The sequence below is a fragment of the Massilia niabensis genome (assembly GCF_042655085.1).
In the GTDB taxonomy this organism is placed as follows: Bacteria; Pseudomonadota; Gammaproteobacteria; order Burkholderiales; family Burkholderiaceae_D; genus Telluria; species Telluria niabensis.
Genome location: NZ_JBHSMU010000015.1, coordinates 982,325 through 1,006,624, shown reverse-complemented (window position 1 = coordinate 1,006,624; position 24,300 = coordinate 982,325). Strand labels below are relative to the sequence as shown.

Genomic DNA, 24,300 nt, shown 5'->3' with positions numbered 1-24,300 from the left:
AGGATTCCCAGGACCTGCCTTACAGCCAGGGCAGCGGCGGGGCCGCCTCCTGCGGCAGTCCCCACCGTGGATCGTAATCGATTTTGGCGAGGTACAGGCCATCGGGCATGAAGGTGGGCGCGGCGGCGTCGCGGTCGCGCGCCAGCAGCACCTCGGCCATCCATTCCGGCTCCTGGCGCCCGAGGCCGACATAGACCAGCGCCCCGACCAGGTTGCGCACCATGTGGTGCAGGAAGGCGCTGGCGCGCACGGTGAAGACGATGATGTCGCCGCGCCGCTCGATGCTCAGCTCCTGCATGTCCTTGATCGGGGTATTCGCCTGGCAGCTGGCGGCGCGGAACGAAGAAAAGTCGTGGGTGCCGATCAGGTGGCGCGCGGCGGCGCGCATGCGCTCGACATCGAGCGGGCGAAACACCCAGCCGGCGCGCCCGGCCAGCAGCGCCGATGGATTCGGATTGTTGTACAGGACGTAATGATAGGTGCGCGCCCGGGCCGAGAAGCGCGCGTGGAAGTCCTGGCCGTCGAGGTTCGGCGCGACTTCCAGCGCCCAGCGCACGGTGATCGAATCGGGCAGGAAGGCATTCGTGCCGCGTACCCAGCTTTGCGCGGGGCGGTTCAATTCGGTGTCGAAATGGACCACCTGCTCGACCGCATGCACGCCGGCGTCGGTGCGGCCGGCGCAGGTGGTGGCAAGCGGGGTGCAGGCGAATTTTTCGAGCGCGATTTCAAGCGCGTCCTGGACGGTGTCGCGCGAAGGCTGTTTCTGGTATCCGCTCCAGTCAGTGCCGATGTACTGGAGCCCGAGTGCGATTCGGGTCACGTGCGGCGTCACGCCAACTGCGCGCGCATGGCGCTGGCACGGCTGGACTGTTCGACGTTACCACCCTTGATGACTTCGTCGAGCAGCTCGCGCGCACCCTCCTTGTCGCCAATCTCCTGGTAGGCGATCGCCAGGTCCAGTTTGGTCTCCATCTCCATCTGCGCGGCCGTCAGCTCGGCGCTGCCGCTGCCCGATTCATCCGCCACCGCATTGGCCGAATCGTTGCCCGACTCATTGGACAACTCATTGGACAATCCCTGGAGCGGCTCGGCCGCCAAGTCGAACTCGTGCGCCGGCAGGTCGAGGTCGAGGCCGGACATGTCGAACTGCGGCGCCGGGGTGCCCGGGGTCGGGGTCGCCGGCCGCACCGACTGGCCGAAGTCCATCATGTCGAGGTCGAACAGCGGGTCCTTGTCGGTCTGGGCCGCCGCAGCCGGGGCGCTCAGGTCGAGGTCGGTCGAGCCGAAGTCGAACACCGGCTCCTCGCGTACGGCAACCGGGGCTGCAGGCGTCGTATCGACCAGGCCGAAGTCCATTGCGTCGAGGTCGAACAGCGGATCCTTGAGGTCGCTGGCCGGCTCGGTGGCGGACTGGACCGCAGGCGCCTCCGGCAGCGGCGGCAGCTCGAATTCACGGGCCAGCTGGGCCATGTCGATATCGGTGTTCGGGCCGGTCTTCGACAGGTCGAGGACAAACGCGTCGTCTTCGTCGACCGGTTCGAGTGGCGTGGTCGCCGACGCAGCGTCAGGCGCCGTATCGGATGCCCCAAAATTCATGTCGAAAGCAAGGTCGTCCAGGCTGTCGCTGGACACGGGCTCGGTTGCCAGCGGCGTGCCCGACGCCGGGTCGAGCGGCGCGAACGGCGCCATGTCGAACTGGAGGTCGGGCACGGCCGTCTCGTCGGCGCGCGTGCCGAAGGTCGGCTCGACCGTGGACACGGGCTCGAAGCTCAGGCCGCCGAGGTCGAAGTCGAGCGAATTGTCGTTCTGGCCGGCGGCCGGCGCGCTGTCGTGCAGCTGCGGCAGCGCGGTGGCGTCCTGGCCCAGCCCGAGGCTGTCGAGGTCGAAATCGCTCCCTGCCGGAGCGCCGGTGACGGCGTCCACGGTCGATGCCGGTTCGATGATCTCGGGCGTCTCGCCGCGGCTGCGGAAAGCCTGCTCCAGCTGTTGCGACAGCATGGTCTGCGGGCCGGCATCATGCGTGAGCGCGGCGGTGGCGACACCTGCGGCAGCACCCGCGGCAACACCTGCACCCGCGGCGCCGGCGGCAACGGCTGCGCCGCCTCCGAAACCGGCGCCGGCGGCTTGCGCATACATCGGGTTGGCCGGGTCAAGCGTGTGGCCGAGCGCGGCGGCTTGCGCCCACTCGTCCCCCTTGCCGCCGGTGAGGCTGTACAGTTCGGTCGCCTGGGTTTCAAAGGCGCGCACGTCCTTGCGGGCGGCGTAGATCTCGAGCAGCTTCAGGCGCACCGGGTGGCGCAGCGCATCGTTGCGCAGGGCTTCCTTCAGGATGTCTTCGGCCTGGGTGTCGAAGTTATAGGCCAGGTACAGCTCGGCCTCGGCCAGCGGATCGACTTCATTGGTGTCCAACTGGCTGGCCGACGGCGCGAAGCTGGAATTGAACACGCTGTCGTGGGTATCGACGTTCTGCCCGCCCGTCTCTGCAAACAAGGACTGCGACGGCTGGGCGGCGGTGCCGAGGATGGTCGGGACGGAGGGCACCGGCCTGGGCGCCGCCGCTTTCCTGCGGCGCTGCGACAGGCCGAGCGCGGCCAGCAGCAGCACGGCCGCACCGGCGCCCAGGATGGCGATGTTGTCCATCAGGGTGTCGGCAAAGCTGGTCTCGGCAGGGGCGGCAGGCGCCACTTGCGGCGCGGGTTTGATCTTCGGTGCCGGTTGCGCCGGCGCTGGCGCCGTCGCAGTTACCGGTGCCGGGGCTGGCGTGGCCGCCGCCGGTGGCTGGGTGGCGGCGGCGCCGGCCTGGCTCTTGACGGTGACCAGGCTTTCCAGCTCGCTGACGTTCTTCTCGAGTTCCTTGACGCGCTGCTGGGCGTCGGCCAATTCCTTCTCGCGGGCGACCAGGTCCTCGGCGGCGGCGCCACCGGCTGCCTTCGCAGGCAGGGCCTTGGACAGGCGCAGCTGGTCGGCCGACTCGTTGGCGGCAGTCGGGCGCTCCTCGACCTTGGCCGTGATGCGGCCGGTCGCGCTCTGCCCTGCCTGCGCCTCGCGCGCCGGGGTGCTGGTGGCCACCTGCCCGGCCAGCTTGGCGCGGTAGGCATTGAAGTCGGCCGCGTGCGCGACGACCGTGCCGTGCGCGTCGCCGGCGTCGAGGCCGCGCATCGAATCGGCGCTCGGCACCGACAGGATCTGGCCCGACTTCAGGCGGTTCATGTTGTTGCCGATGAAGGCGTCCGGGTTGGCGCGGTACAGGGCCACGAGCATCATGTCGAGCGAGATGTCGACCGGCTTGATGCGGCCAGCGATGCGGCTGAGCGTGTCGCCGCTGCGCACGCGGTACTTGGCGCCTGCACGGGCGCCGGGCGCCGCTTCGCCTGCGATGTCGGCGCGTGCGCTGCGCTGCGACCTGGCCGTCCCTTCGGCTGCCGGCGCGGGCGCTGAAGTTGACGCCGGGGCTGCGGCCGTGCCGCGTGGCGCACGGGCGCCTGCCGGGACTGGCGCCACCTGCGCCGACTGGGTCGCGCGCAGTTCGGCCGGGTCGAGCAGGAAGGTGTATTCGCGCACCAGGCGGCCGTTATTCCACGACAGTTCGAGCAGCAGGTCGACGAAAGGCTCGTTCAGCGGCTGCGGCGAGGTGATGCGCACGAAATGGCGGCCGCCGCGCTGCTCGACCGCGAAGCGCAATGCCAGCAGGGCCGGATTGAGATCGATGTTGGCGGCGCGGTAGGCATCGGCGCTGGCGAGTTTCGCCACCAGGCCGGACGCTTCGTCGGCGGACACGGCGTTCAGTTCGATCTCGGCGCGCAGTGGCTGGCCGAGGGCAGACAGCACGGTCAGCTTGCCCAGTCCCGCCGCCGTGGCCGCCGAAGTCAGCAGCACTGCACTTGCGACCGCTGCGGTAAGCGTTTTCAACGCGGACGACATGATCTGTGGGCGGCGGGTCAGTGGCATAGTTGGGGAGGAGAAGGTTAGCTGAGGGAAATGACGGTTTCCTGGAAGTCTCAACATAACATCATGCACTACGGCACGCAAGGTCCACGGGGCGTAGCGAGATCAAACTGTGGGCTTGATGAGTGATCGATAACGATTCGATATCGACATTGAGATTGTTGAATTATCTCGGGATTAACGATCGTGGATGAATCGTCAAGATGCGGTGATGCGGGGGCGCGCCGCAACCTTGTCGCGGCGCAAACTTCGATTACTTCTCCAGCACGATCCGCAGCATACGGCGCAGCGGCTCGGCCGCGCCCCACAGCAGCTGGTCGCCGACGGTGAAGGCAGACAGGTAGCCCGGCCCCATCGACATCTTGCGCAGGCGGCCGACCGGAATGGTCAGGCTCCCGGTAGTGGCCGCCGGCGACAGGTCGCGCATCGATGCTTCGCGTGTATTCGGCACCACCTTCACCCACTCGTTGTGCGAGGCGATGATGTCGGTGATTTCGTCGAGCGGCACGTCCTTGTTCAGCTTGATCGTCAATGCCTGCGAGTGGCAGCGCATGGCGCCGATCCGCACGCACAGGCCATCGACCGGGATGGCGCTGGTGCCAAAGCCTTCGCCGCGGCCGAGGATCTTGTTGGTCTCGGCGCCGGCCTTCCACTCTTCCTTCGACTGGCCGTTGCCCAGGTCCTTGTCGATCCACGGAATCAGGTTGCCGGCCAGCGGCACGCCGAACTGCTTCGTTTCGTCGGCGGAGAGACCGTGCTGGGTCGCCAGCACCGCGCGGTCGATCTCGAGGATCGCCGAAGCCGGGTCGTCCAGCAGTGGCTTGACCGCGCCGTTGATCGTGCCGAACTGGGTGAGCAGTTCGCGCATGTGCTGGGCGCCGCCGCCGGACGCTGCCTGGTAGGTCATGGAAGTCATCCACTCGACCAGCCCCTGCTCGAACAGGCCGCCCAGGCCCATCAGCATGCACGACACCGTGCAGTTGCCGCCGACGTAGTTCTTCACGCCGCGCGACAGCGCGTTCTTGATGACGTCGAGGTTGACCGGGTCCAGCACGATGACGGCGTCATCGTTCATGCGCAGGGTCGAGGCGGCGTCGATCCAGTAGCCGTCCCAGCCGGCTGCGCGCAGCGCCGGGAATACTTCCGTCGTGTAGTCGCCGCCCTGGCAGGAAATGATGATGTCGCACTTCGCCAGCGCCGCGATGTCGTGCGCGCTCTTCAAGGTGGTTTCGTTCTTCGCCATTTTCGGCGCGGCGCCGCCCGGGTTCGAGGTGGTAAAGAACACCGGCTCGATGTGGTCGAAATCGCCCTCGTCCTGCATGCGCTGCATCAGGACCGAACCCACCATGCCGCGCCAACCTACCAAGCCAACTAACTTCATCTTTGATTCCCTTTAACTGTGATCATCGTTCCAGCGTGGGCTTAAAAGCCCACCCTACGAATTAATGTGCCAGTGCCCGCACCACCGCGTCGCCCATCTGGGACGTGGAAACGCGCTGCGTGCCATCCTCGAATATATCCGCTGTGCGCAGTCCCTGCTGGAGGACGCTCTTGACCGCCGATTCGATGCGGTCGGCCTGTTCCGGTTTGCCGAGCGAAAAACGCAGCATCATCGCGGCGGACAGGATGGTCGCCAGCGGGTTCGCAATGCCCTGCCCGGCGATGTCCGGCGCCGAGCCGTGCGACGGTTCGTACAGGCCCTTGTTGTTGGCGTCGAGCGAAGCCGAGGGCAACATGCCGATCGAGCCGGTCAGCATCGCGGCGGCATCGGACAGGATGTCGCCGAACATGTTGCCGGTGACGATAACGTCGAATTTCTTCGGCGCGCGCACCAGCTGCATTGCCGCGTTATCGACATACATGTGTTCGAGCTCGACGTCCGGGTATTCCTGATGGACATCGGTAACGATGTCGCGCCAGAACTGGAAGGTTTCCAGCACGTTGGCCTTGTCGACGCTGGTCACCCGGCGGCCGCGCTTTTGCGCCGCCTGGAAGGCCACATGGGCGATGCGGCGGATCTCGCCTTCCGCGTAGCGCATCGTGTCGAAGCCCTCGCGCTGGCCCTTGAACGGGCCGTCGGGGCACTCGCGCACGCCGCGCGGCTTGCCGAAATAAATATCGCCGGTCAGCTCGCGGATGATCAGGATGTCGAGACCCGACACGACTTCGGGTTTCAGGGTCGAGGCGCCGGCCAGCTCCGGGTACAGGATCGCCGGGCGCAGGTTGGCGAACAGGCCGAGTTCGCGGCGCAATCCGAGGATGGCCTGCTCGGGACGCAGCGCGCGCTCGAGCGTGTCGTACTTGTAGTCGCCGACGGCGCCGAACAGCACGGCGTCGGCTTCCTTGGCCAGCTTCAGGGTCGCCTCGGGCAGCGGGTGGCCGTGGGCGGCATAGCCGGCGCCGCCGACTTCCGCGCGTTCCGTCTCGAAGGATTCGCCGAGCGCGTCCAGCACGCGTACGGCCTGTTCCATGATTTCGGGGCCGATGCCGTCGCCCGGCAGGATGGCAATCTTCATGCGTGCTTTCTTCTTAAATAACGTTGGCCAGCCAGGGCTGGCGTGCGAGGTGGCGTTCTTCGAAGGCGCGGATCTCGTCGGCGTGGCGCAGGGTCAGGCCGATGTCGTCCAGGCCGTTCAGCAGGCAGTACTTGCGGAAGTCGTCGATTGCAAATTCAAAAGCGATGCGCCCGTCGGCCGAACGCAGCACCTGGTTTCCGAGGTCCACAGTCAATTTGAAACCAACAGAGGCCTTGACTTCGTTGAACAGCTGCTCGACCTGCGCTTCGGTGAGCACGATCGGCAGCAGCCCGCTCTTGTAGCAATTATTGAAAAAGATGTCGGCGAAGCTCGGCGCGACGATGGCGCGGAACCCGTACTGCTGCAGCGCCCACGGCGCGTGCTCGCGCGAGGAGCCGCAGCCGAAGTTTTTACGCGTGAGCAGGATCGAGGCGCCCGCGTAGCGCGGCTGGTTCAGCACGAAGTCCGGGTTCAACGGGCGATGGGTGCAATCCTGACCCGGCTCGCCATGGTCGAGGTAGCGCCACTCGTCGAACAGGTTCGGGCCGAAGCCGGTACGCCGGATCGACTTCAGGAACTGCTTCGGGATGATCGCGTCGGTATCGACGTTTGCGCGGTCGAGCGGCGCTACCAGCCCTTCGTGTACGATGAATTTGTCCATGTCCCCTGCCTTCCTTCCTTCGGCTGTCGCCTGTTGGTTAGCGGCCGCCGGCGCCGGTCACGACCTGGCCGACTTTCTGCACGTCGCGGCCGATGCCGGAGATGGTGTTGCAGCCGGTCAGGACGACGGCGGCGAGGGCAAGGGCGAATACTTTTTTCATGTTGTTCCTGTCGTTCGGTGGTTCAAAAAAACGTTTTATTCTAGAGTGCGCGCACATCGACGAAATGGCCGGCAATGCCCGCCGCTGCCGCCATCGCCGGCGACACCAGGTGGGTACGTCCGCCCTGCCCCTGGCGGCCCTCGAAGTTGCGGTTCGAGGTCGAGGCGCAGCGCTCGCCCGGTTCCAGGCGGTCGGCGTTCATCGCCAGGCACATCGAGCAGCCCGGTTCGCGCCACTCGAAGCCGGCCGCCTTGAAAATCTTGTCGAGCCCTTCGCGCTCGGCCTGTTCTTTCACCAGGCCCGAGCCCGGCACGACCAGGGCCAGCTTCACGTTCGCGGCACGCTGGCGCCCGCGCACCACAAGCGCGGCGGCGCGCAGGTCTTCGATGCGCGAATTCGTGCATGAGCCGATGAAGACCTTGTCGATGCGGATGTCTTCGATCGGGGTATTCGGCGCCAGCGCCATGTAGACCAGCGCCTTCTCGATGGCGTCGCGGCGCACCGGGTCTTTCTCGAGGTCGGGATCGGGCACGCGGCCGTCGATCGAGGTCACCATCTCGGGCGAGGTGCCCCAGGTGACCTGCGGGCGGATCTGGGTCGCGTCCAGCGTCACGACCAGGTCGAAGCGCGCGCCCGGGTCGGTGTGCAGCGTGCGCCAGTAAGAGATGGCCTGTTCCCACTGCTCGCCCTTGGGCGAATACGGGCGGCCCTTGACGTAGTCGATCGTGGTCTGGTCCACCGCGACCATGCCGGCGCGGGCGCCTGCTTCGATCGCCATGTTACAGACCGTCATGCGCCCTTCCATCGACAGCGCGCGGATGGTCGAGCCGCCGAATTCGATGGCGTAGCCGGTGCCGCCGGCGGTGCCGATGCGCCCGATCACGGCCAGCACGATGTCCTTCGCGGTGACGCCGGGCGGCAGCAAGCCGTCGACCTGCACCAGCATCGCTTTCGATTTCTTGGCCAGCAGCGTCTGCGTCGCCAGCACGTGCTCGACTTCCGAGGTGCCGATGCCGTGCGCCAGGCAGCCGAAGGCGCCGTGGGTGGAGGTGTGCGAATCGCCGCAGACGACCGTCATGCCAGGCAGGGTCGCGCCCTGCTCCGGCCCGATCACGTGGACGATGCCCTGGCGCCGGTCGTTCATGTTGAAATAGGTGAGCCCGAAGCTCTTTGCGTTGGCGTCGAGCGTTTCGACCTGCAGACGCGAGGTCAGGTCGGCAATGCCGTCGCGGCGGTCGGTGGTCGGCACGTTGTGATCGGCCACGGCCAGGTTGGCGGACGTGCGCCACAGCGGACGGCCGGCCTCGCGCAAGCCCTCGAAGGCCTGCGGGCTGGTCACTTCATGGACGAGGTGGCGGTCGATGTAGAGCACCGTGGTGCCGTCGGCATCGGCACGCACAACGTGCGATTCCCAGAGTTTGTCGTACAGCGTTTTGAGCATACTTGATCCCGATGATATATCCGGTGGAACGACCGCTTGAAGAGGGCGCTTTTGATTATGCCATAATTGTGCACTGCGGCAGAAGAGGGGCCGTTTTGCACGATTATGCTAATGGATAAGTATTTTACTTAATTATATTTGCACAATGCATTCGCCATTCAAATAAAAAAAGCCCGCACATGCGATGCGCGGGCTTTTATTGCAAGGACCCTCAAGGCCCTTTTTCACCAGAAAAGTGCGTCGGCCGGAAATTTACGCGGCCAGGCGCACCGTACTGCGGCAGCCATCCATCAGGAACGACAGCCCCACCACCAGCACCAGCTCGCCCTCGGCCGAGCGCGCCGTGCCGGTCACGCCTTCGACGGTCAGCGCGGTCATCGGCTTGATCACGAGGTCGGCCGTGCCGTCGACCGCTTCCACCGCCAGTATATAGGGCTGCGGGGCGTTGATGACGATGCCGACGCGTTCCGGCGCTTCCTCGTAACCGAGGGCGCCGGCCAGCGAGCGCACCGGCAGCGGACGGCCCTGGTCTTTCAGCACCGGGGCGCCGCCGACCTGCGAGAAGTTCTCGGGCAGCTCGACCACGCGCTCGACGACCGCCATCGGCAGCGCCAGCGAAGCACCCGATGTGGAGACCAGCATCGTCGGCACGATCGACAGTTCGATCGGCAGGCGGATCGCGAACTTGGTGCCGTGGCCGAGCGAGGAATCGATGCGGATCGCGCCACGGTTCTTTTCCACCGCCGTCTTGACCACGTCCATGCCCACGCCGCGGCCCGAGACCGAGGACGCCACTTCCTTGGTCGAGAAGCCCGGCAGGAACACCAGCTGGTAGGCATCCTCGTCGTTCTGGGCGGCGGTCTCGCCGATCAGGCCCTTCTCGATGGCTTTCTTGCGCAGCTTGGCCGGGTCCATGCCCTTGCCGTCGTCCTGCAGCACGATCATGACGCTGTTGGCTTCCTGCCAGGCTTTCAGCAGGATGAAGGCCTTGGCCGGCTTGCCGGCGGCGATGCGGTCCTGCGGCGACTCAACACCGTGGTCGAGCGCGTTGCGCAGCATGTGCACCAGCGGGTCGTACAGGCTGTCGACGACGACGCGGTCGACTTCGGTTTCGGCGCCTTCGATGGTCAGCTCGACATCCTTGCCCAGGTCTTTCGCCAGTTCGCGCACCAGGCGCGGGAATTTCTGGAACAGACGACCCACCGGCTGCATGCGCGTGGCCAGCGTGGCGCGCTGCAGTTCGGCCGAGTAGCGCGAGGCGCGCTCGAGCGTTTCGGTCAGCGTGGCCATCAGGGTGGCGGCCTGACCTTCGAACTTGAACTGCGCCAGACGTTCCAGCAGCACGGCAGCCTGGTTGGCGGCCTGCACCGATTCGCCGGCCACTTCCAGCAGCGCGTCGAGTTTTACCGCGTCGATACGGATGCTTTCGTCCTTGGCGGGGGCGGCGACGGCAGTCTTGCTGTCGCCGGCGCGGCGGTCGACGCCGTCCCAGCCGGCCTTGGCTGCCGGGGCCGCGGCTGCCTCGGCCGGGGCGGCAGCGGGAGCCGCCGGGGGCGCCACGGCGGCGGCAGCGGCGGCCGGCGCAGCGGCAGTCGCGATGGCGAAGCCGGCCGGCACGACGGCGTTGTACATGGCTGGCCAGTCGAGGCCGTCGTCGCCGGCGGCGGCAGCCGCGACCGGCGCAGCAGGCGCGGTGACTGGGGCGACCACGGCAGGTGCGGCAACTACAGGGGCCGCAACAGCGGCCTCGGCCTTGCCTTCGATCGCGTCCGTCAGGATGCGTTCGAGGTCTTGCGGCATCGGGGCCAGCTGTTCCGGCGTGGCGCCGTTGTTCAGGTCGTTCAACTGGTCGGCCACGAAGCCCGAAGCCTGCAGCGCCGCTTCGATCGATAGCGGCGTGACCGGCGCGGCGCCCGTGCGCAGCGCGTCGAACAGGTTTTCGGTCAGGTGGCAGGCCGCCACGAGCGCGGGCAGGCCCATGAAGCCGGCCCCGCCCTTGATCGTGTGGAACGAGCGGAACACTGCGTTCAGCGTTTCCTTGTTGTCCGGATCGCGTTCGAGGCGCAGGAGGTGCTCTTCAACATTGACTGCCAGATCCATCGCCTCGACGACGAAGTCCTTGAGCATATCGTCCATTAGAATCCCAGATCGGCAAGAAGATCGTCCACATTGTCCTGGTCCAGCGCCGCGGACGGCACGGACGGCCCCGACATCAGCTGCACCGGAGCAGCTTCCTTTTCGGCCAGCTTGGCGCGCGTTTCTGGCGGCGCGTTGTCGCGCAGCAGCTGGGCCAGCTCGTTTTCCACGGTCTTGGTAATCGCGACCACTTTCTTGATCAGCTGGCCGGTGATGTCCTGGAAGTCCTGGGCCATCATGATTTCCAGCAGGCGCGCCTTTTCGGCTTCGGTCGCGTCCGAGACGGCCTGGGCGAACTGGCGCGAATCGCCGGCCAGCGCCTTGAACTCGTCCAGGCTGAGCTTGCCGGAGAACAGCGCATCCCAGCGGCCCGACATGTCCTGGGCCTGCTTCGAGAGCTTGTCCTGTGCCGGCATGCCTTCGTCGAGCGTGTTGAGCACCTTGTTGGCGGCCTGTTCGGTCAGCGTGGCCACGTATTCCAGGCGGTCCTGGGCGTCGCTGATCTGCGACGAGGCCTCGGTCAGCGCGCGGTCGTAGCCGAGTTCGCGCAGCGAGTCGTGCAGCAGGCGCACGATACCGCCGAGGCGCTCGTACATGTTCTTGTCGCCTTCCACGCCCTCGCCCGCGCCCGCCACGGGAGGAAGGGAAACGGCGCTGGAAGTCATGCCAATGCTTGCCGCCGGCATGGCGGCCTGGCTCGCTGCCTGGTCGAACAGGGCTTCCAGGTCGTCTTCCTCGGCAACTGCGGGCGGGGCGGCCGGGGCCGCCGCAGGGGCCGGCGCACTGGCGCGCTGGGCTGCCACTTCCTCGAATAAGGCGTCGAAATCGTCGGCGGCGTCGGTCATAATCCCTGCTTCTCCATAATAAAAATGTCGCGGTTGTTACGTGCGTTGGTGCGTGCGCTTGTTGCGTACGTTTATTACGTACTGCGCGGTCTGATGCGGACTGCCGCGCGCGTCGTGCGCGATGCCGGAAGCCCAAAAATCATTCAGCGAGTGTAGCAGCGTAGTTGCCGTAGGTAAATGTCGGAAAAGACGGTACGTTGAAATGGACAACGAAACTTAATTCCGCGACAATAAAATTGTGCGGTTCCTGATTGTTTTCACAAGCCAGGTGTTGTTTTTACAGTCGCGTCGATCGTGCATCGTTTTTTTCCCGTTCGGGCGACCGGGTCTTGTTGAGGCGAGCTCATGTTTGACCAAAGTCAACAGCTTGCGCTATGACAAGCAATCAGCGCACACTAGGAGCCACAATGGCGTGGCGTTTCGGAGGAATCATCATGTACCGGAAAATCCTGATCACCACCGACGGTTCGACCGTGTCCCAGCAAACGGCCTGTGCCGGCGTGAAGTTCGCGCAACAGATGGGGGCCGAGGTGCTGGCGCTGTTCGTCGCACCCGAATACCAGTACCCGGTGTATGTCGAAATCATTCCGCCCTCGTATCCGAGCGAGGAGGAATACATCGAACAGATGAAGCGTACCGGCGCAGACCACATGAGCCGCATCATGCGCTCCTGCGAAAAGGCCGGGCTCGCCCATGGCTGCATGACGGCGTTCTCCGACGCCACGGCGCTCAAGATCGTCGACGTCGCCGAGCAGGAGGGCTGCGACCTGATCTTCATGGGCTCGCATGGGCGCAGCGGCTGGGGCCAGATCCTGCTGGGCAGCGTCACGAATAAAGTGTTGTCGCATACGACCAGGCCAGTGCTGGTGCACCGCCTGATCAACGAGCCGGTCGATTCGTAGGTCCGGCACCGGCACGCCGCGCGCGGCGTGCATCTATATAGAAGACGCTGCGGCGGGCCGTGGCGCTGGGGAGAAACGCATCTATGATAAGAATCGTCATTGCAGATGACCACACGATCATGCGCGAGGGCCTCAAGCGCATCCTGGACGGCGCGCTCGATGTCGAGATCGTCGGCGAAGCCACCAACGGCTTCGAAGTGCTGTCGCTGGTGCGCCAGGGCGGCTTCGACCTGCTGCTGCTCGACCTGTCGATGCCCGGGCGCAGCGGGGTCGACCTGATCCGCCAGGTGCGCAGCGAAGCGCCCAAGCTGGCGGTGCTGATCCTCACGATGCATGAGGAAGAGCAGTACGCAGTGCGTGCCATCCGTGCCGGCGCCCAGGGTTACCTGACCAAGGAAAGCGCGGGCACGCAGCTGGTGGGGGCGATCCGCAAGGTCGCCTCGGGCCGTCCCTACATCAGTACCGAAGTGGCTGAACAGCTGGCGCTGAACATCATGGCGCCGAATGAGCAATTGCTCCACAAACAGCTGTCGGATCGCGAATTCGAGGTGTTTTCGCTACTGGTGGGCGGGAAATCGATCACCGAGATCGCCAACAACCTGCACCTGTCGGTGAAGACGGTCAGCACCCACAAGACGCGCATCATGCAGAAGATGGGCATGACCTCGCTGTCGGAAATGGTCCAGTACGCCGTGGCGCACCGCCTGCTGTCGCCGCTGAAGGCCTGATCGAAGGAAATGAAGCTTCGGCCTCTGGCGCCTGCCGGAGGCCGAACGCCAAGGCGGAGCGCCAGGGCGATAAGATGTTTGACAGTGTATTTGCCCCGTTTGTGCCATACCCGCCACGCGCCTCCCGGTGCACTAGCGTGCTCATCCGAAAACAGGTTTTGCCCCCTTCATTCGGTGACGCCCCGCATTAGTAAGAATATTCCTACACTCGTAGCAGCCGTCCTACCTACACATTCAGCCATTGCTGATACCAATGCCGAACTCGTGTTGGCATACTGAATTCCAGCGTATCGACTTGCTTGCGATCTAATTTCTCTCCGTAAGCCAAGCCTGCCGCTTGATGAATCCTATTGAAGCACCCGGCAGCGGTTCCTGAATGAAGCCGCGCCAGACAGATTTCTTCACTGGAGAAAAAGCATGCAGTCCCAGCCAGATCAACGCAACGCAAGCTCGACCATGCATTCCACCCCGATGGAAGCAGGCCGCCAACGCCAGGGCCGCCTGTGGTCCAACCTGAAAGAAGTCTGCGACCTGCTCCACATCCCAGCCGCCGTTTCGGTCAATTCCGAAGAGTTGCTGTTCCAGCACGTCCAGTTCAAGACAGGCCAGCGCGTCCACACCATCGGCCAGGCCTTCGACACCCTGTACATCGTCAATTCCGGCTTCCTGAAAACCGTGCTGATCGACGAGTTCGGCAACGAACAGGTGCTGAGCTTCCCAATGAAGGGCGACATGCTCGGCGTCGACGGCATCCACACCCGCCACTACGCCTCGGAAGCAGTCGCCTTGTCCGACTGCGACCTGATCCTGCTACCGTTCAAGAAGCTGACCGCTCTCGGCCGCGTGCACATGGAACTCGAAAACCTGATGTACGGCGTCATGAGCCGCGAACTGGTGCGCGAACAGGCCATGATCGGCATGCTCGGCGCCCTGTCAGCCGAAGCCAGGGTCGCACGCTTCCTGGTGTCGCTGGCCGATCGTTTCGCCGCGATGGGCTACTCGAGCAAGCTGTTCAACTTGCGCATGACGCGCCACGAGATCGGCAGCTACCTGGGCCTGACGCTGGAAACCGTGAGCCGCACCCTGTCGGCCTTTAACGAAATCGGGCTGATCACGGTCGACCAGCGCACCATCGGCATCAAGGACGCCGAAGCGCTCAAGACCCTGCGCCGCCTGCCACCCTCGCGCTCGCGCACGAAAGGTGCCGGCGCCAAGCAGAAGGCCGAGATGGACGCGGCCGGCGACGACCAGGTGCTGGCGACGACGGCGTAACTGGCTGGATCGCCGGGTGAGCCCGGCAAAGAAAAACGGCTCCGACATGAGGGTTTCAGTTGAAACCCTCATGTCAGAGCCGTAGTCGTTTCCGCCTTATTGATCCCGCGACAACACCCCATTATTCACCCGCACCGCATCCCCGGCACGGAAGCCCGGATCGTTCTCAAACTGCAGCGTCTGCGTCGCGCCATTGCCGGCGTAGCGCACGACCACCTCATAACGCTGGCTGCGCCGTGAATTGCGCTCGATGTTGCGCCCGACCACACCGCCGCCGACCGCCCCTGCGACGGTCGCCGCCGTACGGCCGCTGCCGCTGCCGACTTGGTTGCCCAGCAGGCCGCCGACCACCGCGCCGCCCACGGTACCAAGGTAATTGCCCTCGCCGCTCACTTCCACCACGTTCACCGCTTCCACGACCGCGCAGTTGGTGCAATAGCGCGCGGTTCGGGGAGTCGTGCTACCGGGCGCCGTCGTTGCCACCGGGCGCGGCGAGGTGCCGGCCAGCAGGGGCCGGCCCAGCACCTGCGTGGTATAGCGTCCGTTGGCACGGATCGTCGCCGTCACGCGGGCGTCGGGGTTGAGGCGGTCGTCGCGGCGGATCGTGTAGTCGGCCGAATATTCGCCGCGGCGCACTTCCGGCAGGAAGAACACGCCGCGCGCGCCGGTAATCGCCAGCTCGACGCGGGCGCCGGGGGTGCCGAAGACGGTGAAACCGATGTCGTTGCCTGGCGCCAGCTCATCGCTGCCGCGCACCTCGAAGCGTTCGATGCGCGGCACCGAGGCCAGGTCGCCGCGGCGATCCGGGCGCGGGGCGCCGTCGCGCACCACCGACTCGCTGAGCACGCCCGTCGCCACGCGGTTGCCAACGCGCAGGTTGGCGGTCACGGCGCTGCCGTTCCTGATCCGGTCATGGTTGCCGATCGTATAGGTACCGACATACTGGCCGGGTTCCGTTTCCGTCATGTGGACGTTGCGGGTGGCGCCATCGATGCGCAGCGTCGCGTTGCCGCCGGGCGTGCCGTACAGGTCGAAATGCAGCTCGACACCCGGCGCCAGGCGCCGCACTTCATTGACGTTGAAGCCGCGGATGCTCGGGGCCGGCAGATTGCCGCGCTCATATTGGCGCTCATATTGCTGGGCATGGACAACTGTCGGCGCCAGCGTCAGGGTGCACAGCGGCAGCAACGCGGCAAAGGTCGCGCACAGGGAGTGGCGAAGTTTCATGATGGGGTCTCCTCGATAGTGGGCCGAACAATTGTTCAGGTGTACTGACAAGGTACGCCGGTGCCCCCGCGGCATCAGTACGCTAGCGAACGCTGTGTACGGCCTCGCCCGAGGTGACGAAAATGGTGTCGCCCGCTTCGCGCTTGACGGTATGCCCGCCCGTGAAGGAACCGAAGGACGGCAGGATCATGCGATGGCTGCCAACCACGAAGCACGGCAGGCGCAGCGAATCGAAGCGCGTCGCCAGCACCCAGGCCGGATGCACGTGCCCGGCCAGGGCGTAGGCTGCATTGCTCTCCATGTCGAGGTCCGGATGGTGGCAAAAGGCGAACGGCCCGATCTGGTGCGGCTCGTCGACCAGTTCGATGCCGAGCGCTGCCGCCGGGTCGCCGGCGCGCTTGTCGTGGTTGCCGCGCACCAGGGTCAGGCGCAAGTCGCGCCGGGTGTTGCGCCAGGTCAGCATGGCCAGCTGGGTGCTGGACGCGTGCGCTGCCCGCGCGTGCAGGAAGTCGCCCAGGAAAACGACATGGCGCGCGCCGTGCTGCTCGATCAGGGCGTCGAGCCCGGCCAGGTTTTCAGTGGTGGTGCCGCGCGGCACCGGGACGCCCAGCGCGCGGAACGAGGCTGCCTTGCCGAAATGGATGTCGGCAATGATCAGCATGCCCTGGGCCGGCCAGAACACGGCCTTTTCGGGCAACAACAGTAATAACTCATTTGCCACATGCACTGCCACACTTACGCTTGATACGGTCATACAGCAGCAGCCTTCTCCAGTTCGCGCACCATGCGCGCGACGCGGTCGTTCAGTTTTTCGGTACTCACCTTTTCGCGGAAGCGCTCCACCATCAGCGCAAAGCCAAAGGGCGTAGCGCGCTTGACGACGCGGTAGGCGATTTTACGCGCATGCAGCTCGACCAGCGTGTCGCGCAGGCGGGTGAGCTCGAGCTCCTGTTCCAGCACTTCGCGCTGGGCTTGCGTGAGCAGCAAATTCCCCGAATCGTGCTTCCGGAACACCTCGAAAAACAGCGACGACGAGGCCTGCACCTGGCGGTTCGATTTCGGCTGGCCCGGATAGCCCTGGAACACCAGCCCGGCAATGCGCGCCACTTCCCGGAAACGCTGCTGCGACAGCTGGGTCGCGTTCAGGCTCTCGAGCACGTCTTCCAGCAGGCGCTCGGTATCGAACAAGGGGACATCCAACCCGGTGGCCCCGGCGAATTCCGCTTCCCAGTCGACCGGTTCCGGCGCCATCAGCTCGAAGCCGTAGTCGTTGATCGCAATCGAGAAGGTGATCGGCTGGCGCCGCCCGATGCGGTAAGCGAACAGGGAAGCGAGGCCCATGTGCACCGAGCGGCCCGCGAACGGATACACGAACAGGTGGTAGCCTTCGCGGCTTTTCATCGATTCGAGCACCAGGGTGTCGATCGTCGGCAGCGCCGACCATTTCTGCTGGATCTCCAGCAGCGGGCGGATCGCCTGCATCTCCGGCCCCTCGAAGCGCCCCTCGGCGGCCTGGCGCAGCTGCTCGAGCGCGGCGTGGGCGAGCTCGGACGACATCGGCATCTTCGCCCCTTGCCAGCGCGCGATCGCGCCGCGGCTGCCCGTCGCGCGTTTCACGAAAGCCGTCATCTCGTGCACGCGGATAAACTCGAGGATGCGCCCGCCGAACAGGAAATGGTCGCCCTGCTTCAGGCGCGAGATGAAGGATTCCTCCATGCTGCCGATGCGCCCGCCGCTCATGTACTTGATCTGGATGGTGGCGTCGGACACGATGGTGCCGATGCCCATCCGGTGCCGTCGCCCGATGGCGGTATCCGGCACGCGGTACACGCCCTCCTCGTCCGGCAGCACGCGCCGGTATTCCGGATACACGGTCAGGCTCTGGCCGCCGCGCGCGACGAAGTCCAGGGCCCACTGCCACTCTTCCTCGTTCAGGTTGCGGTACGACCAGGCGCGCTTCACTTCCTCGAACAAGGCCTCCGAGCGAAAGCCTCCGCCCAGCGCCACCGTCACCAGGTGCTGCACCAGCACGTCGAAGGGTTTGTTGGGCACATACCGGCCCTCGATCCTGCGCGCGGCCACCGCCACCTTGGCGCCGGCCGCCTCCAGGATCTCCAGGCTGTTGGTGGGCACCAGCGTCACGCGCGACACGCGCCCCGGCGCATGGCCGCTGCGTCCGGCGCGCTGCAACAGGCGTGCGATGCCTTTCGCGCTGCCGACCTGCAGCACGCGCTCGACCGGCAGGAAGTCCACGCCGAGATCCAGGCTGGCGGTGCAGATCACGGCTTTCAGCTCGCCCTTTTTCAGCCCCATCTCGACCCAGTCGCGCACCTCGCGCGCGAGCGACCCGTGGTGCAGCGCGATCACGCCGGCCCAGTCGGGGCGCGCCTCGAGGATGTTCTGGTACCAGATTTCCGATTGCGACCGCGTATTTGTAAACACCAGCGTCGCGTCGTAATGCTCGATCTCGTCGATCACGGGTTTGAGCATCTGCAGGCCGAGGTGTCCGCCCCAGGGAAAGCGCGACACGTCCTTCGGGATCAGGGAATCGACCTGGATCTCCTTCTTCGTGTTGCCCTCGACGATGGTGCCCTGCCCGTCACCCTCCACGGCGCCCAGCAGGACCTGGCGTGCGAGATCCAGGTCGCCCATCGTGGCCGATACGCCCCAGACCACGAGTCCAGGGCGCCAAACGCGCAGCCGCGCCAGCGCCAGCTGCACCTGTACGCCGCGCTTGCTGCCCATCAGCTCGTGCCACTCGTCGATGACGATCATGTCGAGGTGCTTGAACTGCTCCTGCGCCGCCGCGTGACTGAGCAGCAGCGACAGGCTCTCGGGCGTCGTCACCAGGCAGGTGGGCCAGCTGCGCGACTGGCGCGCGCGCTCGGCCGAGCCGGTGTCGCCGGTACGCGCGCCGATGGTCCAGCCGGGCGCCAGCTCGGCGCTTGACTCCTCGAGCGCGCGCTGGGTGTCCGCGGCCAACGCGCGCATCGGCGTAATCCACAGCACGCGCAGGCCGCTCAATCTTCCTTTGGCGAGCGCGCCGCGCTGCAGGGCGGCGAACCAGACGGCGAAGGTTTTACCCGCGCCGGTGTTCGCATGCAGCAGGCCCGAGTGCCCGGCGAGCGCCGCCTTCCAGACTTCGCGCTGGAACGGGAAGACCTTCCAGCCGCGCGCGGCGAACCAGTCCTTTACGACGGTTGGCGTCGGGCCGCTCATGGACGGGCTCATGCAGCGGCCGCGGCCAGCAGGCCTTTCAGGGTATCGAGGGTGTCCGCATCCTCCACAGGCTTGTCGTCGCGCCGGCGCAGGATGCGCGGGAAGCGCACCGCGATGCCGGCCTTGTGGCGCGAGGACAGCGCAATGCCCTCGAAGCCGATCTCGAACACCATCGTCGGCTTCACCGAGCGCACCGGGCCGAATTTCTCGATCGTGGTCTTGCGGATCGCATTGTCGACCTGGGCAATCTCGGCGTCCGTCAGGCCGGAATAGGCTTTCGCGAACGGCACCAGCTTGCGCTCGCCATGTCCTTCGTCGTCCCAGACCGCGAAGGTATAGTCGGTGTAGAGCGAGGCGCGCCGCCCGTGGCCGGCCTGGGCGTAGATCAGCACGGCGTCGATCGAATACGGGTCAATCTTCCACTTCCACCAGGTGCCCACGTCCTTGGTGCGGCCGACGCCGTATTGCGCGCTCTTTGCCTTGACCATCATGCCTTCGACGCCACGTGCGCGCGACTCGGCGCGGAGCAGGGCCAGCGCTTCCCAGGAATCGGCATGGACCAGCGGCGAGATCTTCAGTTGCGGCTGGTCACAAGCTGCCACCTGCGTTTCCAGCAGCGCGCGCCGCTCGTGCTGGGGCAGCGCGCGCAGGTCGACGCCGTCGAGCTCGAGCAGGTCGTAGCAGACCAGCACCGCCGGCAACTCCGCCAGCAGCTTGCTTGACAGGGTCTTGCGGCCGATGCGGCGCTGCAGTTCGGCGAAGGGCGCGGGGGCATCGATGGCGTGGTCCCATACCAGCACTTCGCCATCGACCACCGTGCCTTCGGGCAGGCGCACATTGCACAATTCCGGGAAGCGCTCGGTGATCAGGTCTTCGCCGCGCGACCACAGGTAGTTCTGGGCCCCGCGCCGCACCAGCTCGGCGCGGATGCCGTCGTATTTCCACTCGACCTGCCAGTCAATCAGCTCGCCGAGCGCGCTTGGGTCGCCCTGCAATTGATGGGCGAGGAAAAAGGGATAGGGCTGGCCGCCGCGCAGCTTGTGCTCATCATCGGACTGCGCCGCGATCAGTTGCAGGAAGCCGGTGGCGGTCGGGCGCACGCTGCCGTCGGTCCAGCCCATCAGCCGCTGCGCGATCAGCTTGCTGTCCACGGCCGCAATATTCGCCAGCGCCCGCGTGACGAGCAGGCGCGACACGCCGACGCGGAAACCTCCGCCGATCAGTTTGCAGAACAGGAAGCGCTCGCGCGTATCGAGTTCGTTCCAGTAGCTGAACAGGGCTTCGCGGATGACGACCGGGTCCGCCCCGCGCAGCGGACCGATGCGTTCCGTCATCCATTCGGCCAGGCCCACGTCGCTGCGCTTTTCCGGGGGCGGCAGGATGTGGGCGATGGTTTCGGCCATGTCGCCGACGGCGTGGTAGGACTCGTCGAACAGCCACTCATCCAACACCGCGTATTCGATCGCATACTGGCGCAGCAGTTTGGTCGGCACCGCCTGGCGCGGCTTGCCGCCGGCCAGGAAATACACGGCCCAGGCGGCGTTCTCGGGAGAAGCGGTGGAAAAATAGGTTTGCAGGGCCTCGAGCTTGCGGTTGGTGGCGGTGGTTTCGTCGAGCTCGGCGAACAGGCGGGCAAACTCACGCATCCTTTACCTCCTCCTGCGCCTGCGCCACTTCGGCCGGCTGGGGAGCGATGCCGACGTCGTCATCGTCGTCGCCATATTCTGTGTCGAAGCCGGCCGCGTCCAGCCCCTGCTGGCAGAGCCAGCGCACCATCACGGGAATCGAGCCGTGGGTGACAATGATGCGCTCGGCGCCGGTGGCGGAAATGGCCGACATCAGGCCCGGCCAGTCTGCATGGTCCGACAGCACGAAGCCGCGGTCGACGCCACGCCGGCGGCGCGCGCCGCGCAGCTGCATCCAGCCACTGGCAAAAGCGTCGCTGTAGTCGCCGAAGCGCTTCATCCAGGGCGAACCGGAGGCGGACGGCGGCGCCACCACGATCGCGCCTTTCAAGGCGGCCTTGTCGAGGTCGCTCACCATCAGGGTCGGCGGCAGCATGATGCCGCCTTCGCGGTAGACGCGGTTGAGCGGCTCGACCGCGCCATGGCAGACGATCGGCCCGATCGACGGGTCCAGGCCGGACAGGATGCGCTGGGCCTTGCCGAAGGAATAGCCGAACACGACGCTGCAGCGCCCCTCTGCCGCATTCTTGCGCCACCAGGCGTTCATGTCGTCGAAAATCGACTGCTCCGGCTCCCAGCGGTAGATGGGCAGGCCGAAGGTGGATTCGGTAATGAAGGTGTGGCAGCGCACGGGTTCGAAGGGGGCGCAGGTTTTATCCGGCTCGATCTTGTAGTCGCCCGAGGCGACCCAGACTTCGCCCCCGTATTCCATGCGTACCTGGGCCGAGCCCAGCACATGGCCCGCCGGGTGCAGCGAGATCGTGACGCCATTGTGGACCGTCGTTTCGCCGTATTCGAGGCCATCGACCGAGATCTCGCCAAGGCGCGAGCGCAGTACGTGCATGCCGCTGGCAGCGGTGAGATAACGGCCGTGGCCGACCCGCGCATGGTCGCCGTGGGCATGGGTAATCACGGCCCGCTCCACCGGCCGCCAGGGATCGATATAAAACCCGCCAGGGACGCAGTACAGCCCCTCCTTGCGCACTACGACCATGTCTCCCATGCAGTCCTTTCCCGGTTGGCGCGCCTAAAAACATCCTCATGGCGGCGTTGCATCGTCTCGCCGTACTGGCGTACTGTCTTCGACGCTGCGCCTTGCCCTGAGGCTGTTGTTAGGCGCTTGTTGGTTCCACAAAGTCTGCCATGAAACTACGATGCTCGCCGTCCGGGAAGTCGATCCCGATTTGGTCGCCCGCGACTGTGCTTACCACGCCCGCGCCGTACTTCGGCACTTTGACCTGCATGCCGACTTCGAAATGGGGACCTGTCGCTTCCGGTTCCGGCGTACGGTCAAACTCGTCGTCACGAATCTCGATGTCGTCCAGGTTCATCGACGGTGGATTCTTGCAGTTGTCGCACTTGCAGCACTTCTCGAAACCCTCGACTTCATCCGCGAAGTAATCGAGCATCAGCTTCCAGCGGCAGAAGCCGCTCACAGCATAACCCACCATCTTCTCGAGCGACTCGCGGTCGTGGTCCTGCTTCTGTATATAGACTTCGGCCAGCGACTCGAAATGGGACGCTTTCGGTTCCATGGCGGTGACGACGAATTCGAGCTTGCGGTTCTGCCTCACCAGCTTGCCGTCTTTCAGCAGCTTCAGGCAGACCTTGACCTTCGCCTCGTTCAGCTCGACCAGCTTTTCCTCGATGCGTTCGGTGGTGACCGTCCCCGCCTCGGCCAGTTCGCAGGCCGCGTCGTAGACCGTGCGCAGCTCGGCGGCATCGGGATAATGCTTGGCGAGGAAAAATTGCTGGAGCCGCTTGTCGTCCTGCAGGAAGAGCAGCGTGCAGCTGGCGTCCTTGCCGTCGCGCCCCGCCCGGCCGGATTCCTGGTAGTAGGATTCGAGGTTGGCCGGAATCTGCAGGTGGACCACGAAACGCGTATCGCTCTTGTCGATGCCCATGCCGAACGCATTCGTCGCCACCATGATGCGGCGCTCGTCGTTCATGAACAGGTCCTGGTTGGCGCGCCGCTCGCCGGCCGGCAGCTTGCCGTGGTAGATCGTCACCGATTCGCCGGCGTCCTCCAGGATGCGGTGCATTTCCTCGGCGGCCTTGACGGTGGCCGCGTACACGATGCCCACCCCTTCGGTCTCGGCCACAATGCGGCGCGCCTCTGCGTATTTCTGGTCGGGATTGGTCACCTGCACCACGCCGTAGTGCAGGTTGGGCCGGTAGATACCGGTATTGATGACGTTCATGCGCGGCCGGTTCAGCTGGCGGCCGATGTCTGCCATCACTTCCTCGGTCGCAGTGGCGGTCAGCGCCAGCACCGGCGGCTGGCCGAGCGCGGCAATCGCGGCCGCCATTTCAATATAGGCCGGCCGGAAGTCATGCCCCCACTGGGAAATGCAGTGCGCTTCGTCGACGGCCACCATCACGATCTTCACTCCCTTGAGCACGGCCAGGAAGTCGGGCGAGGCCAGGCGCTCTGGCGTGCAGAAGACGATTTCGCATTCGCCGGCAGCAATGGCGTCGAGCGCGGCATGCTCCTCTTCGGCATTCAGGCTGCTGTTGACCTGGCAGGCGCGGATGCCGAGCTCCTCGAGCTTCTCCAGCTGGTCTTTCATCAGCGAGATCAGGGGCGAGACGACGACCGTCGTGCCCTTCAGGATGTGCGCCGGAATCTGGTAACACAGCGACTTGCCGCCGCCGGTGGGCATGATCGCCAGCGTGTCCTTGCCGTCCAGGACGCTGTCGATCACGCGTTGCTGGCCTTCACGCAGGCGTTCGATACCGAACACGGAGCGCAGCAGCTTGCGAATGGTATTGCGGCGCACCGCGAGGAGGCCGTTATGCATGAGTTGGGGGTCGTGTCGGGTCATGGAATTACTATAATGACCACGTACGGACCGGACTATAGGACGCACGCTAGAGCCCCCGTAGGAGCGCCACCAAGCGGCCCTTCCTACCGCTGAGACAGGACCGCAAGGCCTTTTCCTACAGATCGGCGGAGTCCCCGCCGATGTTGCGCAATGCGCAGCCAGCTTAAGATGGCACCATACCGAACGAAAACACAACGACGAAGACCGGAGAACCCATCATGCGCTCGATCCCTACCACCCTCACTGCACTCCAACTTGCCCTGGCCGCAGCAGCTGCATGGCTGGTCTATGAGACGAACACGCTGCAGGGTGCGGCAGTGCTGATGTTTCACTGAACATAGCTGCTGTTGGCCGCATGAAGCGGCCGTGATGTAGGTATTTTACTCAGCCGCGGCAAAAAGCCGCGCACGATTACGAAAGCGCCGTACCACTGAAGTGGCACGGCGCTTTTTCTTTGCGGTCAGGGTTTTCGTAGCGTGGGCACTTTCGTTGGCATCAACTAATCGCTACGCGGCGTCGCTTGAAACGAAACGCGGAAATATACGCCGTTCGATTTAGACATGCGGGGGGCTGTTTGCATACCCTACCCTGCAAACAAAACACCATCCCGTCCTAGGAAGGAATGATGTTCCTTTTCGATTACTCATCTGCTCGGCAACAACCGGAGACACACTGTTCGCGCGCCGCTAAGCTAGTCGGCGCCCTAGAGGATCTGCTGTAACAGACGAAATCAATAAG

At 65.2% G+C, this 24,300-nt stretch carries 18 protein-coding genes; 3 read left to right on the top strand and 15 right to left on the bottom strand.

Features of this window, described 5'->3' with window-relative positions; all coding sequences use genetic code 11:
- Window positions 1–19 precede the first annotated feature (19 nt).
- From truA to ACFPN5_RS18865, 9 genes are all read right to left on the bottom strand, one after another.
- On the bottom strand, window positions 20–820 hold the full coding sequence (truA, locus tag ACFPN5_RS18905; RefSeq protein ID WP_379785334.1) for a tRNA pseudouridine(38-40) synthase TruA: 801 nt from the start codon (window positions 818–820) through the stop codon (window positions 20–22).
- An 8-nt stretch (window positions 821–828) separates the two neighbouring features.
- Window positions 829–3,876 (bottom strand): motility hub landmark protein FimV, encoded by a 3,048-nt coding sequence (locus ACFPN5_RS18900; RefSeq protein WP_379785333.1) that lies wholly within the window; start codon window positions 3,874–3,876, stop codon window positions 829–831.
- Between the two features lie 322 nt (window positions 3,877–4,198).
- Entirely contained in the window at window positions 4,199–5,326 is a 1,128-nt protein-coding gene (gene asd / locus ACFPN5_RS18895) for an aspartate-semialdehyde dehydrogenase (RefSeq protein ID WP_379785332.1), read from the bottom strand.
- 61 nt (window positions 5,327–5,387) lie between these two features.
- The gene (gene leuB / locus ACFPN5_RS18890) at window positions 5,388–6,461 is read right to left on the bottom strand and encodes a 3-isopropylmalate dehydrogenase (protein ID WP_379785331.1); all 1,074 of its coding nucleotides are present in this window, start codon (window positions 6,459–6,461) and stop codon (window positions 5,388–5,390) included.
- A 13-nt stretch (window positions 6,462–6,474) separates the two neighbouring features.
- On the bottom strand, window positions 6,475–7,122 hold the full coding sequence (leuD, locus tag ACFPN5_RS18885; RefSeq protein WP_379785330.1) for a 3-isopropylmalate dehydratase small subunit: 648 nt from the start codon (window positions 7,120–7,122) through the stop codon (window positions 6,475–6,477).
- Window positions 7,123–7,159: 37 nt separating this feature from the next.
- The gene (locus ACFPN5_RS18880; RefSeq protein ID WP_379785329.1) at window positions 7,160–7,282 is read right to left on the bottom strand and encodes a lipoprotein; all 123 of its coding nucleotides are present in this window, start codon (window positions 7,280–7,282) and stop codon (window positions 7,160–7,162) included.
- Between the two features lie 40 nt (window positions 7,283–7,322).
- Window positions 7,323–8,723, bottom strand: a complete 1,401-nt coding sequence (gene leuC, locus ACFPN5_RS18875; protein WP_379785328.1) for a 3-isopropylmalate dehydratase large subunit — start codon at window positions 8,721–8,723, stop codon at window positions 7,323–7,325.
- Window positions 8,724–8,975: 252 nt separating this feature from the next.
- Complete coding sequence (locus ACFPN5_RS18870) at window positions 8,976–10,859, bottom strand: chemotaxis protein CheA (protein ID WP_379785326.1); 1,884 nt, start codon at window positions 10,857–10,859, stop codon at window positions 8,976–8,978.
- Window positions 10,859–11,704: a protein phosphatase CheZ gene (locus ACFPN5_RS18865; protein WP_379785325.1), complete on the bottom strand. Its 846-nt coding sequence runs from the start codon at window positions 11,702–11,704 to the stop codon at window positions 10,859–10,861. The genes ACFPN5_RS18870 and ACFPN5_RS18865 overlap by 1 nt, the downstream gene beginning before the upstream one ends.
- Before the next feature lie 434 nt (window positions 11,705–12,138).
- Here ACFPN5_RS18865 and ACFPN5_RS18860 point away from each other — a divergent pair, with 434 nt between their 5' ends.
- The 3 genes from ACFPN5_RS18860 to ACFPN5_RS18850 all read left to right on the top strand — a co-directional run bounded on the left by ACFPN5_RS18860 (window position 12,139) and on the right by ACFPN5_RS18850 (window position 14,606).
- Window positions 12,139–12,606 (top strand): universal stress protein, encoded by a 468-nt coding sequence (locus ACFPN5_RS18860; protein ID WP_379785324.1) that lies wholly within the window; start codon window positions 12,139–12,141, stop codon window positions 12,604–12,606.
- 83 nt (window positions 12,607–12,689) lie between these two features.
- Window positions 12,690–13,334 carry a response regulator gene (locus ACFPN5_RS18855; RefSeq protein WP_379785323.1) on the top strand — a complete coding sequence of 215 codons (645 nt, stop codon included), beginning with the start codon at window positions 12,690–12,692 and terminating at the stop codon, window positions 13,332–13,334.
- 471 nt (window positions 13,335–13,805) lie between these two features.
- Window positions 13,806–14,606, top strand: coding sequence for a Crp/Fnr family transcriptional regulator (locus ACFPN5_RS18850; RefSeq protein ID WP_379785743.1), 801 nt, complete (start codon window positions 13,806–13,808; stop codon window positions 14,604–14,606).
- A gap of 96 nt (window positions 14,607–14,702) precedes the next feature.
- On the opposite strand, the gene ACFPN5_RS18845 is transcribed toward ACFPN5_RS18850, so the two are convergent.
- The 6 genes from ACFPN5_RS18845 to ACFPN5_RS18820 all read right to left on the bottom strand — a co-directional run bounded on the left by ACFPN5_RS18845 (window position 14,703) and on the right by ACFPN5_RS18820 (window position 23,538).
- The gene (locus ACFPN5_RS18845; RefSeq protein ID WP_379785322.1) at window positions 14,703–15,833 is read right to left on the bottom strand and encodes a glycine zipper 2TM domain-containing protein; all 1,131 of its coding nucleotides are present in this window, start codon (window positions 15,831–15,833) and stop codon (window positions 14,703–14,705) included.
- Between the two features lie 82 nt (window positions 15,834–15,915).
- A complete protein-coding gene (gene pdeM, locus ACFPN5_RS18840) occupies window positions 15,916–16,587 on the bottom strand; it encodes a ligase-associated DNA damage response endonuclease PdeM (protein WP_379785321.1) in 672 nt (223 codons plus the stop codon).
- The gene (locus ACFPN5_RS18835; RefSeq protein ID WP_379785320.1) at window positions 16,584–19,052 is read right to left on the bottom strand and encodes a ligase-associated DNA damage response DEXH box helicase; all 2,469 of its coding nucleotides are present in this window, start codon (window positions 19,050–19,052) and stop codon (window positions 16,584–16,586) included. Before ACFPN5_RS18835 ends, pdeM begins: the two co-directional genes overlap by 4 nt.
- Before the next feature lie 8 nt (window positions 19,053–19,060).
- Entirely contained in the window at window positions 19,061–20,698 is a 1,638-nt protein-coding gene (locus tag ACFPN5_RS18830) for an ATP-dependent DNA ligase (RefSeq protein WP_379785319.1), read from the bottom strand.
- Complete coding sequence (locus tag ACFPN5_RS18825; protein ID WP_379785318.1) at window positions 20,691–21,740, bottom strand: ligase-associated DNA damage response exonuclease; 1,050 nt, start codon at window positions 21,738–21,740, stop codon at window positions 20,691–20,693. Before ACFPN5_RS18825 ends, ACFPN5_RS18830 begins: the two co-directional genes overlap by 8 nt.
- A gap of 109 nt (window positions 21,741–21,849) precedes the next feature.
- Window positions 21,850–23,538: a RecQ family ATP-dependent DNA helicase gene (locus ACFPN5_RS18820; protein WP_379785317.1), complete on the bottom strand. Its 1,689-nt coding sequence runs from the start codon at window positions 23,536–23,538 to the stop codon at window positions 21,850–21,852.
- Window positions 23,539–24,300: the final 762 nt, after the last annotated feature.

What these genes read in the sequence shown, in the direction of transcription:
- asd (WP_379785332.1), bottom strand. Translation starts at nt 5,326, where the DNA reads ATGAAGTTAGTTGGCTTGGTAGGTTGGCGCGGCATGGTGGGTTCGGTC.
- leuB (WP_379785331.1), bottom strand. Translation starts at nt 6,461, where the DNA reads ATGAAGATTGCCATCCTGCCGGGCGACGGCATCGGCCCCGAAATCATG.
- leuD (WP_379785330.1), bottom strand. Translation starts at nt 7,122, where the DNA reads ATGGACAAATTCATCGTACACGAAGGGCTGGTAGCGCCGCTCGACCGC.
- ACFPN5_RS18880 (WP_379785329.1), bottom strand. Translation starts at nt 7,282, where the DNA reads ATGAAAAAAGTATTCGCCCTTGCCCTCGCCGCCGTCGTCCTGACCGGC.
- leuC (WP_379785328.1), bottom strand. Translation starts at nt 8,723, where the DNA reads ATGCTCAAAACGCTGTACGACAAACTCTGGGAATCGCACGTTGTGCGT.
- ACFPN5_RS18870 (WP_379785326.1), bottom strand. Translation starts at nt 10,859, where the DNA reads ATGGACGATATGCTCAAGGACTTCGTCGTCGAGGCGATGGATCTGGCA.
- ACFPN5_RS18865 (WP_379785325.1), bottom strand. Translation starts at nt 11,704, where the DNA reads ATGACCGACGCCGCCGACGATTTCGACGCCTTATTCGAGGAAGTGGCA.
- ACFPN5_RS18860 (WP_379785324.1), top strand. Translation starts at nt 12,139, where the DNA reads ATGTACCGGAAAATCCTGATCACCACCGACGGTTCGACCGTGTCCCAG.
- ACFPN5_RS18855 (WP_379785323.1), top strand. Translation starts at nt 12,690, where the DNA reads ATGATAAGAATCGTCATTGCAGATGACCACACGATCATGCGCGAGGGC.
- ACFPN5_RS18850 (WP_379785743.1), top strand. Translation starts at nt 13,806, where the DNA reads ATGGAAGCAGGCCGCCAACGCCAGGGCCGCCTGTGGTCCAACCTGAAA.
- ACFPN5_RS18845 (WP_379785322.1), bottom strand. Translation starts at nt 15,833, where the DNA reads ATGAAACTTCGCCACTCCCTGTGCGCGACCTTTGCCGCGTTGCTGCCG.
- pdeM (WP_379785321.1), bottom strand. Translation starts at nt 16,587, where the DNA reads ATGACCGTATCAAGCGTAAGTGTGGCAGTGCATGTGGCAAATGAGTTA.
- ACFPN5_RS18835 (WP_379785320.1), bottom strand. Translation starts at nt 19,052, where the DNA reads ATGAGCGGCCCGACGCCAACCGTCGTAAAGGACTGGTTCGCCGCGCGC.
- ACFPN5_RS18830 (WP_379785319.1), bottom strand. Translation starts at nt 20,698, where the DNA reads ATGCGTGAGTTTGCCCGCCTGTTCGCCGAGCTCGACGAAACCACCGCC.
- ACFPN5_RS18825 (WP_379785318.1), bottom strand. Translation starts at nt 21,740, where the DNA reads ATGGGAGACATGGTCGTAGTGCGCAAGGAGGGGCTGTACTGCGTCCCT.
- ACFPN5_RS18820 (WP_379785317.1), bottom strand. Translation starts at nt 23,538, where the DNA reads ATGCATAACGGCCTCCTCGCGGTGCGCCGCAATACCATTCGCAAGCTG.